General features: G+C 70.8%; 17 protein-coding genes. 1 reads left to right on the top strand and 16 read right to left on the bottom strand.

The window, feature by feature from the left end:
* Positions 1-541: 541 nt before the first annotated feature.
* On the top strand, positions 542-1,438 hold the full coding sequence (locus QNO09_RS35580; RefSeq protein WP_283974372.1) for a DUF5655 domain-containing protein: 897 nt from the start codon (positions 542-544) through the stop codon (positions 1,436-1,438).
* A gap of 177 nt (positions 1,439-1,615) precedes the next feature.
* Here the strand turns inward: QNO09_RS35580 and QNO09_RS35575 are convergent, their stop codons facing one another.
* The 16 genes from QNO09_RS35575 to QNO09_RS35500 form a co-directional block, all read right to left on the bottom strand.
* Positions 1,616-2,980 (bottom strand): SPDY domain-containing protein, encoded by a 1,365-nt coding sequence (locus tag QNO09_RS35575; protein WP_283974371.1) that lies wholly within the window; start codon positions 2,978-2,980, stop codon positions 1,616-1,618.
* A 65-nt stretch (positions 2,981-3,045) separates the two neighbouring features.
* Positions 3,046-4,170 (bottom strand): DnaB-like helicase N-terminal domain-containing protein, encoded by a 1,125-nt coding sequence (locus QNO09_RS35570; protein ID WP_283974370.1) that lies wholly within the window; start codon positions 4,168-4,170, stop codon positions 3,046-3,048.
* On the bottom strand, positions 4,170-5,441 hold the full coding sequence (locus QNO09_RS35565; RefSeq protein WP_283974369.1) for a DNA cytosine methyltransferase: 1,272 nt from the start codon (positions 5,439-5,441) through the stop codon (positions 4,170-4,172). Before QNO09_RS35565 ends, QNO09_RS35570 begins: the two co-directional genes overlap by 1 nt.
* Positions 5,438-6,403 (bottom strand): adenine nucleotide alpha hydrolase family protein, encoded by a 966-nt coding sequence (locus QNO09_RS35560; RefSeq protein WP_283974368.1) that lies wholly within the window; start codon positions 6,401-6,403, stop codon positions 5,438-5,440. Before QNO09_RS35560 ends, QNO09_RS35565 begins: the two co-directional genes overlap by 4 nt.
* Positions 6,404-6,416: 13 nt before the next feature.
* A complete protein-coding gene (locus QNO09_RS35555) occupies positions 6,417-6,869 on the bottom strand; it encodes a hypothetical protein (protein WP_283974367.1) in 453 nt (150 codons plus the stop codon).
* Positions 6,862-7,419, bottom strand: a complete 558-nt coding sequence (locus tag QNO09_RS35550) for a tryptophan synthase subunit alpha (RefSeq protein WP_283974386.1) — start codon at positions 7,417-7,419, stop codon at positions 6,862-6,864. The genes QNO09_RS35555 and QNO09_RS35550 overlap by 8 nt, the downstream gene beginning before the upstream one ends.
* Positions 7,420-7,445: 26 nt before the next feature.
* Positions 7,446-7,601: a hypothetical protein gene (locus QNO09_RS35545; protein ID WP_283974366.1), complete on the bottom strand. Its 156-nt coding sequence runs from the start codon at positions 7,599-7,601 to the stop codon at positions 7,446-7,448.
* A 95-nt stretch (positions 7,602-7,696) separates the two neighbouring features.
* Entirely contained in the window at positions 7,697-8,236 is a 540-nt protein-coding gene (locus QNO09_RS35540; RefSeq protein WP_283974365.1) for a hypothetical protein, read from the bottom strand.
* Between the two features lie 62 nt (positions 8,237-8,298).
* Complete coding sequence (locus tag QNO09_RS35535) at positions 8,299-8,901, bottom strand: hypothetical protein (protein WP_283974364.1); 603 nt, start codon at positions 8,899-8,901, stop codon at positions 8,299-8,301.
* 81 nt (positions 8,902-8,982) lie between these two features.
* Positions 8,983-9,309 carry a hypothetical protein gene (locus tag QNO09_RS35530; protein ID WP_283974363.1) on the bottom strand — a complete coding sequence of 109 codons (327 nt, stop codon included), beginning with the start codon at positions 9,307-9,309 and terminating at the stop codon, positions 8,983-8,985.
* Between the two features lie 77 nt (positions 9,310-9,386).
* A complete protein-coding gene (locus tag QNO09_RS35525; RefSeq protein ID WP_283974362.1) occupies positions 9,387-9,788 on the bottom strand; it encodes a hypothetical protein in 402 nt (133 codons plus the stop codon).
* 30 nt (positions 9,789-9,818) lie between these two features.
* Positions 9,819-10,565, bottom strand: coding sequence for an SPDY domain-containing protein (locus QNO09_RS35520; RefSeq protein ID WP_283974361.1), 747 nt, complete (start codon positions 10,563-10,565; stop codon positions 9,819-9,821).
* On the bottom strand, positions 10,562-12,211 hold the full coding sequence (locus QNO09_RS35515; protein ID WP_283974360.1) for a hypothetical protein: 1,650 nt from the start codon (positions 12,209-12,211) through the stop codon (positions 10,562-10,564). Before QNO09_RS35515 ends, QNO09_RS35520 begins: the two co-directional genes overlap by 4 nt.
* Positions 12,208-12,717, bottom strand: a complete 510-nt coding sequence (locus QNO09_RS35510) for a hypothetical protein (RefSeq protein WP_283974359.1) — start codon at positions 12,715-12,717, stop codon at positions 12,208-12,210. The genes QNO09_RS35515 and QNO09_RS35510 overlap by 4 nt, the downstream gene beginning before the upstream one ends.
* A 122-nt stretch (positions 12,718-12,839) precedes the next feature.
* On the bottom strand, positions 12,840-13,298 hold the full coding sequence (locus QNO09_RS35505; RefSeq protein WP_283974358.1) for an XF1762 family protein: 459 nt from the start codon (positions 13,296-13,298) through the stop codon (positions 12,840-12,842).
* A complete protein-coding gene (locus tag QNO09_RS35500) occupies positions 13,295-15,085 on the bottom strand; it encodes a type IV secretory system conjugative DNA transfer family protein (protein WP_283974357.1) in 1,791 nt (596 codons plus the stop codon). The genes QNO09_RS35505 and QNO09_RS35500 overlap by 4 nt, the downstream gene beginning before the upstream one ends.
* Positions 15,086-15,114 lie beyond the last annotated feature (29 nt).

Genomic DNA, 15,114 nt, shown 5'->3' with positions numbered 1-15,114 from the left:
ACGCACAGTTCCCCCAAAAGCCACTTCGGAGCATGCAGTAGATCACCGCGTCACCCAGAACAGCAACGGTCGTGCAGAACATCAGCCTCGCTCCGCGCCGTGCCGCTACAGACGCAGCTCGGCAGGAGAAGTGAAGGTGGCTGGCTCAGTCGCGGCCATGGACGCTGCAACGGAGCTGTCGGAGACGCGCGCTGGACTTCAGCTCGGAGGCATGCCGATTCCCTCGACGGCGAGGCGTTTGACTGCTGAGGCAGGGCTAAGGCGTAGTTCCGCTCAGGGTGATAAAGCAGGTGTTTAGAAGGCACGTGCTCTATCCACTGAGCTACGGGGGCTGACCTGCGTAAACGCAGCTTCCGGGCGCTGTCCCCCAGGTCGCGGGGGACGCATGGGGGAATCGCGGATTCCCGGTGCCGGGGGACGCGAGCGCTCCCTGATCGGGCCGTACGTAGGGTCTCACATTATCTTCACGCCCCCGAAGTCTCTCGCGGAAACAATCCCGCACCTCATCGGCGTTGGTGGTCTTCGAGCCGAGGAGGGGAAGGTGTTGGGCCTGAAGCTGTTCCGCACGGACACGACGAATAGCGGCATGACGGAGGTCATGCCGCGTCTTGCTGAGATCGAGGCCGATGTGCAGAGTCTCGTCGAGGCGCACATGGAGACGCTGCTGGGCGTCCGGTTCCTGGTGAGCGAGTACAGCACTGGGCCCGTCCACGGGGGCCGGATCGATTCGCTCGGGCTGGACGAGAACGGATCGCCGGTCATCGTGGAGTACAAGCACGGCACGGACGCCGGCGTCATCAACCAGGGTCTGTTCTATCTCTCGTGGCTGATGGACCACCGGGCGGAGTTCGAGCACCTGGTCCGCGACCGGCTCGGGGTGACGGCCGCGTCCCAGGTCCTGTGGAGCGGACCGCGCCTGATCTGCATCGCCGGCGACTTCACCCGCTACGACGTGCATGCCGTGCGCGAGCACCGGAGGTCGATCGACCTGGTCCGCTACCGACTCTTCGGCAGCGACCTGCTCGGGCTTGAGACCGTGGCCTCCGTGAGCGGCGGCATGCAGGTGGCCCGCCGGGCACGGCGCGGGGCGGTTGCCCGGGCGGCGGCTGATGTCCAGGGCGCGTCGATGCGCGAGTTGGCGGGTGCGGTCGACGAGGTCCTGCTTGGGCTCGGGGACGGCGTGAACCGGGTGGAGCGCAAGACCTACCGGGCGTATCAGCGGCTGCGGAACTTCGCCTGCCTGTGCCCGCCGCAGCGCAGCAAGCTGCTGGTGTACCTGAAGGTCGACCCGAGGGACGTCGACCTTGTTCCGGGCTTCACCCGGGACGTGTCCGGTCTCGGTCACCACGGGACGGGTGATCTGGAGGTGCAGCTGCGTACGCCGAGGGACGTGGAACGGGCGCAGGAACTGTTCCGGGCAAGCTACGCGGCGGCGTGATCGCCTGCCGCTGCCGGCCTTGTGGCGGGCTGCGCTACGTGTCGTGTCTGCGGTCGTGGGAGGAGCCTCTCGACGTGCGGGCAGGGCGTGGCGGTGGACTATCTATGGTGCGCGGGATCGCCGGTTTGGCCAACCGGCGATCCCGCGCTATGTTGCCCCGCTCGTGCGGGCCGATGATCAGCGTGAACGACTGGCGGGCCGGCCGGCCGTGACCGCCGGAGCCGCCGACACGCTGGTGGCTAGGCGGGTCCTGTGTTCACGGCCCGGCTGCGTCTGGCGCGTGCCGGTCTCGTGGGCGAGAGTTTCGGAGAGGTCGGCCAGCAGCGGACTCGGGGTGTGGGGGGACGCGGTGATGGCCCAGGTGGGGCGGTCCGGGTCGGGCCCGGCCCAGATGGTCCAGGTGGCCAGGTTCTGACTCGCGTGTTGTGCGGCGAAGGCGTCGAACTGGACGCCCGCGTCCCCGCCGGGGGAGGTCCAGCGGATCCATCGCCCGTCCACGGTGTGCTTCCATCCGGCGTCGAAGAGCGGCTGGGTGGCCGCGGTGACCATCTTCTCGTCCACCGGGGCGCCAATGGCCGTGTCCCAGCCGTCGCCGTCGGCCAGGTGGATCAGCAGACTCTGCAGCACCGGGGCGGGAGTGGCGCCGGTCGCGGTGAGGACCCACATGCGGTCGGAGACCGGTGTCTCGTAGGCGGCCACGGTCCAGGCCGTCTCATGGGCGGGGGTTTCGTGGACGCGCTCGATACGCATGGTCTGCGACTCGTGGATGGCGTGCGTCGTGTCATCCGACCAGGTCCGCCACTTCTCGAACTCGCCGTGCGCGTCGAGGAAGGTGTCGAGGAGCGCGTCGTGGTCGCCGGCATCGGCCAGGTAGACGGGGACGGTCTCCGGCTCCGGACGGGGTTCGGGCTTGGCCGTGGTGACGTCGAAGACGGAGCGTGCTTCGATGGCGGCGCGTTCGGTATCGGTCAGGGGCGCCGGCCCAGGGCGCATCCCGTCCGCGTGAGCCTTCTCGAAGGCGAGCAGGGCGCTTGCGGGTGAGTCGAAGGTGTCGGCGACCTGGCGCAGGTGGTCCTCGCCGTGCAGGTAGACGGACTTGCCGCCCGGGTGGAGGTATGTGCCGACCGCGACGGTGGTGTGGCCGTCGTGGGCGTGGGCGTGGATGAGGAGTTGGCCGTGGCGGATGTCGTCGTGGATCTTCTGCGCCTGGTTGGAGACCTCGCGGATTTCGCTGCGGGTGCACCAGGGCATCGGGTAGTTCGCCCAGGTCCATTCCTCGTCGATGGCCTCCTGGAGCCGAGGGGTGATCTCGACGGTGATGCCTTCGGCGATCAGGTGCTTGGCGGCGTCGGCGGCCCAGTAGGGCTCCTCGTGATCGATGCGGGCCAGGACCAGGACGTTGGTGGCGGCAACGCTCCAGTCGGCAGCCTCCAGAGCCGTGAGAGCGACGTGGGCCTGGCTGCCGGTGAGGTGGGCCTGCACGGCGCTCGGGTGGGTGGGGTGGGTGTCGAGGCGGACATGGGCGTCGATGGCGGGAGTCACAGGGGGTCTCGTCTCTTGCACCGGTGGCCGGGCCTTGGGCGCCGGCCACCGGTGTACGTGCGGGGTTATCGGGTTGCTCGTGTGGACCGGGCGGCGTGTGCGGCCGTGGTGGTCGGCGGCCCGGCGCGGGTGGCGGGCGCCGGTCGCCGCTGCTGTGGCGGGGTGGTTCCGGTGGCGTGCTGCCAGCGGGTGCGGACGGCGGCGATGTCGGCGAGGGCTCTGCGGGCGCCGACGACGAGCTGGAAGGGGGTGTTCGCCGGGTCGTCGGCGTATGCCTCGATGCGTCGGCCGGTGTGCTCGGCCGTGGCCAGGAGGGAGCGCTGCAGGGCGCGTTCGCCCCAGTGCTCGACGGATCCGGCCGGTTCGGCCAGCATGCGCAGGACCTCGCCTGGTTCACTGCCGTTGTCCAGCAGGCCGCGCTGCTGGGCTTCCCACAGGACGGTGACGGGGTCGACGGGCTCGTTGCGGTGGGCGAGGGTGGTCAGGCACTGCCACAGGCCGGCGTGCAGCGGCAGGGTGAGGTCGTCGGGGACCAGCCACCGGACCGCTTCGATGTCGTCAGGGCGGGCGGTGGCGGTGGCGAGCAGGAGTTGCTCCTCCTCGACCGCCTCGGTGTGGTCGGGGGCGAGAGCGGGGGGCGGTGCCGAGGTGCGGGGGAGGACGCCGGAGCGCGGGGGGAAGCAGTTCGCGATGTCGTCCACGACCGCGGCGAGCGCGTCGGCCTCGGCGAGCACCGTCTGGACGGGGTGCGGGAGGGAGGCGTCGTGGGCGGTGTGGACGAGGCGTTCGGCGGCCGTCAGCAGGCGGCGGCGGGCGTGCTCGGCCTCGACCATCCGGGCGTAGGCGGGGGCGTGGCTGGGCCAGGGGCAGACTTGGGCGAGGGCGTGCAGGTAGGGGGCGGTCAGCCCGCGCGCCTGCTCCCGGCTGGTGGCGAGCACGCGGTCGAGCCACTTGGTGTTCTTCGCGTGCTCGGCGGGGTCGGGCCGCGGCAGGGTGGTGATCGCGGTGTACAGGGCGGCGTGCGCGGCGGTGGAGAACGAGTCGGCGGCGATGCCGCTCACGTCGTCCAGGCGGTGCGGTTCGAGGAGGAGGGCCCCCAGGAGGGCCTGCTCGACGTGGAACACCGGCTGGGGCGGTGGGACGGCGTCGAGGTCATCTTCGTCGGGGGCGGGAGCGGGGGTGTGGGGCATCAGGCGGCGAGGGTGAAGTCGTCGGGGTTGAGGGGGACGCCGAGGTGTGGAGCGAGGAGGTGGCCGGCGAGCAGCGGGGGAACGGCGTTGCCGATCTGGGAGAACTGCTGGCCTTTGTTGCCGGCCCAGGGGTAGTCGGCGGGGAAGGTCTGCAGGAGGCCGGCCTCGCGGGCGGTGATCCGGATCGGCTCGGGGACGGCCGGTGCACCGGCTTCTTCGGCTGGCGGTGTGGCGGGTTCGGCGACCCAGGTGCACTCGTTGGCGCGGTGCCCGAAGAACAGCGTGCCGGCCGGCTCGGACAGCGGACGGACGGTGGCGTTGGCCTGGTTGTTGCTGCGCAGGGACCAGGACCAGCGGTGGGTCTCGGCGGTGAACGTGGGCGCCGGAGCGTCGGCGGCACGGGTGTCTCGGGTGCCGTGCCGGGCCGCCCACCCCGTGCCTTCGCGGCGGGACTGCAGGACCACTCCGTCCGGCCGGGGCATCCAGGTGCCGCGCTCCCGGGCGTCGGACAGCGTCTTGCGGGAGCCCGACGGGAACGGTTCGGGGCCGCCTCCGGGCCCGCCGCCTGCGCAGACGGTGGGGACGGGCCGGTCGGTCGCGCCCCACCCCAGAGCTTCGGCCATGCTGACCCAGCGGGCACGGCCCGGACCGAACAGCGATTCCGGCTCGTCGAGTTGAGCATGTGTGGGCGTGGGCGGCTGTGCCGTACGGACGCGGGAGGCCAGGAGGATCGCTCGCTTCCTGGTCTGCGGGACGCCGAAGTCAGCGGCGTTGAGGATCCCGCACCAGACGGAAAACCCCCACCCGCGCAGGACGGCCGCGTACTGCTTCCACAAGGGCAGCACGTCCGGTACTTCTTCCATGGCGACCCAGTCGGGCTCGCCGACTGTATTCAGGGCGTACAGGTAGCGCATCGGCTCGGCGGCGAGCAGGGAGCGCTCGTCGCGGCAGGCGGCGAGGAGGCGTTCGCGGGTGTCGCGCCCGGCGGCCAGATCCTCGACGGCCGCGTGCACCAGCGGCTGGTCGACCAGGCCGAGGCGCTTGCCGGCCATGCTCCACGCCTGACACGGCGGCGAGGCGATCACACCGCGGGTGCGGCCGATGAACGGCCAGGTCGGATACATCGCCACGTCGCACCGGATGGTCAACTGCCCAGCCGCAGCACGGGTCTTGCACGCCCACTGATCCCATTCCAGCCCGACGTCGCGCACGCCCAGGACGTGCAGTGCCCTGCTCCAGCCGCCCGGCCCCGCGAAGAGGTCGAGGATCACGTGGCCAGCCCGAAGTCGTCCTGCGTCAGCGCGTCGGCGTCGCCGCGGCACGCCCAGGGCGAGCAGCCGTCCTCGACACCGTTCTCCAGCACGTCGGCGTCGCCCAGCTCGGGCTGCAGGGCGGCCCGCTCGGCGGCGGTGACGTGGTCGATGGGGGCTTCGCTGAGCGGGACGCGGGAGCGGTGCAGGAACGCCTCGCCGAGCAGTCTGTTGCCGGTGGCGTTGGCGCGGGCATTGCCCTGCCGGATGGCCGCGTCGAATTCGACGACGTCCGCCCACTCGGACGGAGAGGTGTCCCTGATATTCCGCCACTGCGCATTTCCGTGGAACGGGCATCCCAGGCAGCTCGACTTCGGGGTATCGGCGAGACCGAGCGAGGTCAGGTAGCGCATGCAGTCGGCCCTGCTCCAGGACATGTCCAGAAGGGGATGCCGGTTACGCATGTACTTGACGTCCGCGTCCTTTGCGCGGTGGAATTCGTCCGTGGAGATTCCTACCCACTGCTCGACGAAAACGCCCTTCGGGATGCGGGCCGGGTAGGGGCAGCCGAGTAGTTCGCGAACCTTCTGCTTGATCGGCTTTACCTTATATTCGCCGGTGCACTGCCGCCGGGTCATTCCAGGTCGCCCGTCCTGATTGAGGATGTGGAGCGGCATGGATGCGAACCGGTGATCCGGGTTCAGCGCGTCGTCGCGGATATTTCCGGCCGACACGCGGAGTACGGGTATCCCGGCGGGCGCGGCTATCTCTTCTTCCAGGCGGTCAAGGTGTGCATAAACTGCTTCGGGTTCCCATCCGGTGTCGGCGAAAATCGCGTAGTCGACCCTGGGGAGAATGCCATCGGCTGACAGGGCGAGAAGCGTGCTGGATTGAACTCCCGCGCCGAGGGAGAGGGCGCGGAATCGGGGCTTATCTGAAATGGTCTGTCCTGGGTGTAGGGAAAGGGGAGGTCGCGCTCGCATCGCGGCTGTCGCGTTACTGGCAGGGGGATTCCGGCCGGTCGCGGGATATGGCGTCGCAGAGGGCGGGGATGCGGTCGAGGAGGTCGGCGGCCGACTCGATGAACTGCGGCGGTGTAGGCCCGATCAGGACGACCCGCCGTGATGTGGCGGCGGCCTGGCGGCGCTGGTTCTCCACGGCGCGGGCAAGAGCAGCCGTCAGTTCGGCGGCGGCGTCCTGGGCGGCCTTGGCGATCTGCGCGACTTGGTGAAGGAGCAACAGGTCCGTAGGGGAGGGCCGCGACGCCTGGCGGCTGAGGGTGAGAAACAGCCGCAAGGCGGTGCCGGCGAGGTCCTGGGCGTCAGTGATGCGCGCGGCCAGTGTGGATGCGCCACGTTCGGCGGGCAGGGCACGCAGAGCCTGGTGCAGACAGGACGCGTCGGACGAGATGCGGGCCAGGACCGGGGCCGGGTTGGTGGGATCAGGCACGGGTCTCCGTGGTGGCGTACGGGTTCAGGGCTTGGGCGAACGCGGCGGTCGAAGCGGGGACGCGCTCGGGGGCGGTCATCAGGGCGCGGACAACGGGGGTGCCGATGACGACGGCGTCCACCAGTGGCGCGACGCGTTCCGCGAGGGCCGGGGTGGAGATCCCCACGCCCGATACGACGGGCAGGGGGCTCGCGGCGCGAAGGCGTGTCGTGAAGTCGGCGAGTGCGGGCACGTCGAGCGGGCCGCGGTAGCCGGTGAGGGCGGTGCTGGCGGGGGCGTAGAGCCATCCCGACGCGCCGGCGGCCACGGCGGCGAGGCCGGTGTCAGCGACGTGGCGCTGGACGAGGCGTGGGGTGGAGAGGTTCGCGTCCTGCGCTGCGGCCTGCCAGCGCTCTGCCTGGTCGTCGGGCAGGTCGACGACCATGGCGCCGACGGCACCCGCGTCAGCGAGCAGCCGGGCCAGGTGTTCGGGGCCGTGCCGGCTGACGGGATCCCAGTAGGTCATGACGACGGTCGGCCGAAGGCCAGCGGCGTGCTCGACCGCGCGCAGGGCGCGGGCGAGGACGTTTCCGCGGCTCAGGGCGCGGCGGTAGGCCGCTTGGATGACGGGGCGTCGAGGCCGGCGTCATGGTGGGCGAGGCCGATCTCGAACAGATCGGCGCCGGCCCGTGCGATCTGGTCGAGCTGATGGCGCTCGGCGCGGGCCGGATGCAGTCCGGCGGGAACGAACACGCCGAGCGCGCATCGGGGTCGGGCGAGGAGGGCCTGGAGGGAGTCGGTGGTGGCCAGGAGATGCCTTTCTCGGAGGGGTGGGCTGTCGCGGCAGGTCAGCGGTGGCGTGGGGCCGGTGAAGGCGGGGAGGCCACGGGGGTGGTGGCGCTCCGGCCGTGGACGGCCTGGGCACGGGGCGTGGTGTCCGTGGTGGGCTGGTGGCTGAAGGCGGGGGCCACGCGGTCGAGGGCCTGGGCGATCTGCTGGGCCTGGTCGTGAGCGTCAGCGAGCTGCTCGGCGACATCGGCGGGGAACCGGTCCCACTGGGCTCGGTACTGGTAGCGCTGGATGATCTCGGCGGCGTTGCGTAGCTGCTCGGCGACCTGCCGCAGGACGGCGGTCTTCTGTTCCGGGGCGGTCGCGGTGTGCGTGGCCTGCAGAAGCGCGTCCAGCGCGGTAGGCAGCGACTCGTCGTGCGTGGGAAGGCCGTAGAGGGCGGCGTGCAGCGCCTGGGCGTAGACCGTCACGGGTCCGCCCCGACCGCGGCTGCGGTACTCGATGGGGGCTTGCCGGCGGGCGCCGAAGCTGACGGTCACGTCCCGCGGAGCGGCCCCGGGGTGGAGCTGGTCGGCGAGGGCCCGGGCGAGATCATGCACGGTGGGGGTGTCGGAGGACGTGGAAGCTCCTCGGATGACGGTGCCGGATGCGGCGGGCGCGGTCAGCGGGTGCGGCGACGGGCCGAGGGCGTGATCTGCGGACCGGGGGCGGCAGCTGAGCGGCGGCGGGCACTGGCGGGAATGTCGGCTGGTGTAGGGATGCCCAGGCGGACACGTGCGCTGAGACCGTGGGTGTACGCGTGTGCCTCGGCAGCGGTGACGGCGCCGAGCAGTCCGCGCTCGTCCAGCCCGTCCCGCGGGCGGTAGGACGCGCCGTCTGCTGTGGGGACGAAGCCGTGTTGCTCCAGCAGCAACCGGGCGGTGGTGGTCGAGGCGGTCACGGCAACCGTGCCGTCACCGAACTGGAAGCGCAGGTCTGGTCCGCATGCCGGTTGGTCGGGACTCCAGCGGGTGGTCCAGGAAAGGTCGACGAGGTCGTGGGTGTGGGCCAAGAGCCCGTACATCGCGACGCCGGCGCGCTCGTGTACGTCCTGCGCGGTACCCGGCGGCAGCAGGTAGAGCCTGCGGCCGTGGTGTTCACGTGGGCGGAAGCCGGCCTCGGTGAGCAGCCGGTTGGCGTTGCGGATGCGGCGGTTGAGGATGACGAAGGTGTGCCCGTCGTCGGTGGACCCGATGAATACGTCGGGGATGTCCAGAAGTGACACGGTGGTGGTCCAGGGAGTTCGGCGGTCTGCAGGCCGGCAGGAACGGCAGGGTGTGCTGCACGGCTGAAGTGAGCGGCATGGTCAACGGTGCGCTGTGCGTGCCGTCTTGGTATTCAGGTTGGTGACGGGCCGGGCAGAGGTGAGGGCGGGGGCCCGTGGCCGGCCGAAGGCGGCGGCCAGGCCGTGGCAGCCGTCGGCGGTGAGGTGCACGCGCTCGTCCTGGAGCCAGAGCAGGCAGGGTTCGCGTGCCACCAGGCCGCGGGACTCCAGGGACCGGATGGTGCTGACGGAGACGCGCAGGTCGTCGCGGCGGAGGTACGGCTTGTCGTCGCTGATCGTCACCTCGCCCTGGGCGACGGCGCGCAGCGCGGCGTCCTGCGTGGGAGACAGCGCGGGCGGCTGATGCACTGGGTGGACACCCCGGCGTCGTCGTTCGGTGACGAACAGCTCGGCGGTGGCTACGGCATCGGGGGCGCCGAGTGCCGTCAGGTCCCGTACGACGGTGAGGCGGCTGCCGGCCTCTCCCAGGGCTTGCTAGAGGTCAGGAGCGGCCCCGAGCCCTGGACGGGGATCCCGGCGCGGGTGTCGTCGAGGATGTCCACGGCGTCCAGGAGGTGGTCGGCCGCGTCGGTGGCCAGGTGGACGAGCTGCCGCACCCGGGCGTACACGGTGCGGATGGCGGGGCTGTGGTACATCCGCTGGGCGTTGAGGATGTCCACGATGTGCAGCGCCGCATTGGCGAGGTGCTGGGTGACTGCGGCCTGGTGGGTGAGTGCGGTGGCGGGGCTGGACCCGGTGAGTTGGAGCCGGGTCAGGGCGTCGGTGTGCCGGGTGAAGTCGCAGGCGAGGAGCAGGAGGTGCTCGGCTGGCGCGGTTGGGTTGTTCATCGGGGGTGACGGGTTTCGGTGGGGCTTGAGTCAGCGGCGGTGTACCGCGCGGCCGATCTGGGCGCCGGCGTGGTGGACGTGTGGATTCACGGCGGCTCGGTGCACGGGGGTGATGAGCGCGTCGTCCAGGTTCTGCACGAAATACGGGACATCGCGGAAGACACGCTCCACCGCGGTGCTCGTCGCGAGGTGGGTGAAGAACTGGGCCACCAGACGCTCGGGGACCTCCGGTGTGAACGTGGCGGTCCAGTGCGTGTCGAAGCCGTCGTACACCGAGTGCTCGAATCGCCACGGGTGCACGGGGTCCGTGCTGTGCTCCACGGTGCAGTGGCCGTCGGGAGAGGCCCACGCCATCCCCGATGCAGTCGATGACGCCTCCCAGCCGCTGGCCTTGGCGAGATGAGCGACGGACTCGGCCGCCAGGGGAATGCGGTCGGCGTGCCGGTGGTCACCGAGCAGCTGGGGCAGGGCCTGGGTCACGGATGCGATGGCCTCGCTCGGCGTCTGTCGGCTGAACTCGATCTGCCAGTAAGGCTCGTGGTGGGCGATGGTCCACCACACGCCGTCCGGGCGGTCGGGGGAGAAGTCGAGGAAGACGCTGCCGCAGGGGCTGTCGATGTCGATGCGTCCGGTACGCGGATTGTGCTCGTAGGGCCACGCGAACAGGTGGACCAGGGGACCGATGACGTCGTTGACCTTGTTCATTCCGCCGCCGGCCAGGTACCGCGGCGAGACGAGGACCAGATCGTTCGGGGCGAGAGTGCTCGCCGTGTTCACCGCTTCCTGCCGCCCGTGTGGCGGGGTGCCGGCGGCTTGGCCGGTGATGTCGCCTGGGCGCGGTGTGGCTGTTGGAAGTCCAGGGCGAGCTGGCCGGCGGCCGTGACCACGACGTCCTGGCTCACGGACCGGGAGGTCCGCGCCACACGGATCAGGCGCTCCTTCTCCAGCACACCGAAGGGCTTTGCGTGGATGGCCCGGCCGTCCCCGTCGGTGACGCGGACGGGCCGGTTGTGCGGAGCGTATCGACGGGTGCCGCCCTGGGCGATCCGTTCGAGCACCGCGTACTGGACGGGCGAAAGCTCGGGCAGGTCAGGCCGGTGTTCGGGGTGCTCTGTCAGGTCGCGGATGATGGCGGAAGCGGTGTACTGGCAGCAGGTCGCGCTCAGTTCGAGGTGCTGGGCAGCGGTGGCCAGGCTTTCCGCCAGGACCGGTGCGGCCTCGGCGTGCCGCGCCTGGCGCACGGACTCCTCGTCGACTGGCGGACCGCTGGCGAAGACCGCACCGTCGAGCGGGTTGTCGCCCACGGCTCGTGCCAGCTGCGAGGCGGCGATCGAAGCGGACGCGGTGACGCCGCTGAGCGTGTCCAGGGAGAACCGGCTGCCGGGCACGGCGGTGTACTGACTGCCGTCAAGGACGGACAGCCGGACCAGGGACCGGCTCACGAGGTCGTGGATGGCGAGGATCTGCGGGCCGACCTGGCGCAGCAGGTCACTGCCCGGCTCGGGGTCGAGCGCGGTGACCTTGGCGTGCAGGGCGGTGAAGTCGGCTCCCAGTTCGCGGAGAAGGTCGATCTGGAGCGGCAGGTCGATGTGGCGCAGGGTGATGATGGGCTCCGGTGAGTTGCGGATCAGCGCGACCTTGGAAGGGGCGGCGCTGGAGGATCGGTCAGCGGCTTCGGGCGGCCGTCTGCGCACTGGTAACGGAGGGCGGCGGTGTTGTTGCCAGCGGGCTCCTGGCGGCTGGAGGCAGGCAGATGGTGGAGGCCAGGGCGGTGGTTCCAGCCGAGGTGAGACGGACTCGGTCCTGCAGCGGCCCCCGACATAGGCGGAGGGTGCGGACTGCGGGACGCGTTCGACGAGGTCGTTGGCCTCCAGCGACCGCAGCGTGCCGATCAGCACGCGGGCGTCCCGGTAGTGGACGTACTGCCGTCCCAGAGAACTGGTGGCCACGACGTTCCCGCAGGTGATCTCCCACAGGGCGGTGCGCTGTGTGGAGTTCAGCTGGTGGACTGGAGCGTCGGTGGTACTCCAGCGTCGGCGTCGGATCTCGCCAGTGAGGCTGTCGGCGCAGCCCATGGTGGCTTCGGGAGCCAGGGCCGTCAGCATGCGGGCCGTGGGGAGCCGGTGCACCGTGGAAGCGTCGCTCAGGAAGGCGAGCTGCTGGAGGCGGATCACCGCGTCCGACAGCTCGTGACTCTCGAAGAGCCGCTCGTCAGCGATCGCCTTGATGGCGGTGTTCGTCGCGAAAGCCAGCCGCTGGGCGGAGGCGACGTGGGTGTCGGGCCCGGCCTGTGAACCGGACCGCAGGAGACGGTCGAGCATGTCGTTGTGCTGCACGTACTGGTTTGCGAGCAGCAGCAGGCGCTCAACCGGCGTCGGCGGGGCGGCCACGTCGAACAGGAGGCCCTCGGGCGGTGTCGTCATACGCGGCGCCGGGCAGCGGGCGCGGGCGACGTGGAGGGCGCCTTTTGTGGGCTGGGCCCTTGGGCCGCGGCGATGAGCTGCCGGTCCTCAGCGCGCGCCGAGAATGAGGCGAGGCGGCGGGAGAGCCCTCGCGCCACGGCGCGATAGGTGGTGGCCGCTCGCTGCATCTCGACACCGGCGCGGCGGAGTTGATCACGGCTGGTCGCGGGGGTGGAGTCGGCGTCCTCGTACAGCAGGATCTCGGTGCGGTGATGGATGGCGAGGTTGCACAGTGTGGCGGCGAGTGAGATCTGTGCGCAGGCGCCGGCGAGGTGCGCCAGGTTTTCGGCCCCGTCTTTCATCGCGGGGTACTGGCTGACCGACAGGTCGTGCACCTGCCGCGTGCACTTCATCGCCAGCTCGTGCACCCGCAGGCTGAGGGGTGCGATCTCTCGGACGGGCTTGGCGATCTCGCCGTCCCGGATTCGTGCCGCCGCCGCGGACAGTTCCTCCAGGGCGGGGGCCACCTCGCCGAGTAGGCGGGTGTGTTCGGTCAGGTCGACGGTGTGCAGGACAGCTCCGGGAGGATGTGGGCGGTACGGGGCAAGGTGAAGGTGGTTGGTCCGTTGCTGCGTAGGAACGGGCTCGGTCAGAGGGCTTCCCACAGCAGGCGGGTGACGTGGTCGTTGCCGTGGCCGGCTCGTGGGCGGGACGGGGTGTGCCATCCGGCCCGGGGTGGCCGGCTGGCGATGATGCGCCACCCGGCGCCGCGCAGTGATGCGCCGCTCTCGCCGTCTTGCGTGTAGGTGACCAGCCGTCGGTAGCCGAGGGCCTTCGCCGCCCGCCACGCGGCTCCATAGAGCAGTGAGTTGGCGTTGGGCGCGCCGTCGCTGGCGGTCCGGGTGACTTCGAGGGTGGAGCCGTCGTCCAGGTGGCGGGCCACCGGCCGGCCGACGATGGCCACGGCGCGCAGCGAGCCGGTCTCGTCGGCGGCGCCGACCGCGAAGATCTGTCCCGCGGGCGGCGGGTGGTGACGGTGCCCGGCGCGCACGAAGTCCTTCGCCTCATGGGAGCGGACCGGCACCAGGTGCAGCGGGGCGTCGCTCACGTGGCCTTCCCGAAGTCGGACTGTGTCGGCGCGTGCTTCGCCACGGCGCGGGCGGTGATTGCCTGCGACGCGCGGGCGGACGCCGCGGACAACTCCTCCGCTCCTGGCTCCCGATACCACGGCCGCAGGTCGAGCATCGCGGCCCGCATACCGGTGGCGAAGCACAGCGCGGTGCCCTTGGGCAGGGCGCGGATCGCGTCGGCAGGCAGGATCCGCTCCTGGCGCATGCTGACCGAGGTCGACTTCCCGGACTCCGAGTGCGAGGTGGACGTGGTCTCCACGTCGTGGTCGCCGATCAAGCGGCTGAGCTTGTCCGCGAAGTCGGGGTCGTCGATGCCGGAGCCGATGACCTTGACGGTCGAGGCGGACCACATGGCGTCCATGCCCGCGTCTCCCCAGACCTTCTGGCCCTGGCGGTAGGACTGCAGGATGGTGATCGGGATGATTCCGCGGCTGCCGAGGTGTGAGTACAGGTCCGGCAGGTCGCTGATCTTGCACACGTTGGCGGCCTCGTCGAGGATCGCCAGCATGGGCGGGTCCAGGCGTCCGCCGGCGCGTTCGGCTTGGGCGGTCGCCGCGCGCATCACGGAGTCCGCGCACGCGGCGATCAGCGCCGAGGCCCCGCCTCCGCCGTCCTTGCTCAGCAGGAACAGCGTGTCGGTGGAGGTGACGAACTCCGACGGGCGGAACTCGGGAACGTCCTTCTGCGGGGTGACCCAGGCGGCGATCTCGCTGTTCAGCAGTGCGGCGGCGTACTGGCGGGCGGTCTCGTAGATGCCGTCGCGGGTCTCCGGGGGGCCCTCGACGGTGCCCTTGAGCTGTGCTGCGACAGCGGCGAAGTCATGGTCGCGGAGAATGTCGAGCGGGGTGCGGTCGGCGGGGAAGGCGAGCCACTGCATGATGTCGGTGATCGGCCGCTCGTCGAGCGCTGCGGCCAGCAGCAGTTGGGACAGGATGTTACTGCCGGCCTTGGACCAGAAGTCGCCCTGCTGGGAGGCGTCCACCGAGGCAGCGAGGAAGTGTCCGGCGAGCCGGTTCGCCCCGTCCAGGGTTTTCGCGCTGGCGAGGGGGTTCCACCACATCTCGCGTGCGGCGTGCGCGATCTGCTGCGGGTCCATCGACCACACCTGCCCGACGCGGGAGCGGGCCTCGTATGTGGCGGTGAATGCGTCGCCTGCGGCCTTGTTCGAGGTCAGCAGGACGGGGCCGGGCGCGGCAAGCATCGAGGGGATGGCGAGCGAGGTGGTCTTGCCCGAGCGGGGCGCCATGATGGCGACGGCCACATCTTCGTAGCCCATGCGCACCTCGTGCCGGGTGTTCTGCAGGTTGCCCAGGAGTATGCCGGTGTCGCGGGCTTCGATGTGCTTGGCGTCTTTCAGGCTCGGGCGCAGCGAGCGGGCCTTGTCGGTGATCGCCTTGGCCATCAAGGGCTCGATGTCCCGGGCCTTGGCCATGCCGGTGATCTTCTTCCGGCCGCCGCCGCGGTTCTTGTGCCGGATCCACAGGGCAACCGCCGTCACCCCGAGAGCCAGGAGGAGCAGAACGGGAACGATGCGTGCCCCGATGAGCAGGGCGTTCTCCCCGGCCTCGGGCCAGACCTGCTCGGGGCGAAGCAAGGCGTTGGTCGGCTGGTAGGGGGCCCAGCTGCCTCCGGTGAGGTAGGCGGTGACGTTGCCGCACAGCCAGGCCAGGTGGGACAGGGGGACGACGACAGAGAGCACGCCGAGCAGGAGACGCAGGACGAGGTCGTATCCATCGGTGTTGCTGCTGGAGGAGGAAGAGGGCAAGGGCTAGGTGCTTCCAGGCGGAGACGGAG

The organism is Streptomyces sp. 378, from assembly GCF_030124145.1.
Classification (GTDB): Bacteria; Actinomycetota; Actinomycetes; order Streptomycetales; family Streptomycetaceae; genus Streptomyces.
Note: the sequence above shows the minus strand (reverse complement) of the source record. Positions and strands in the feature narration are given on the sequence as shown.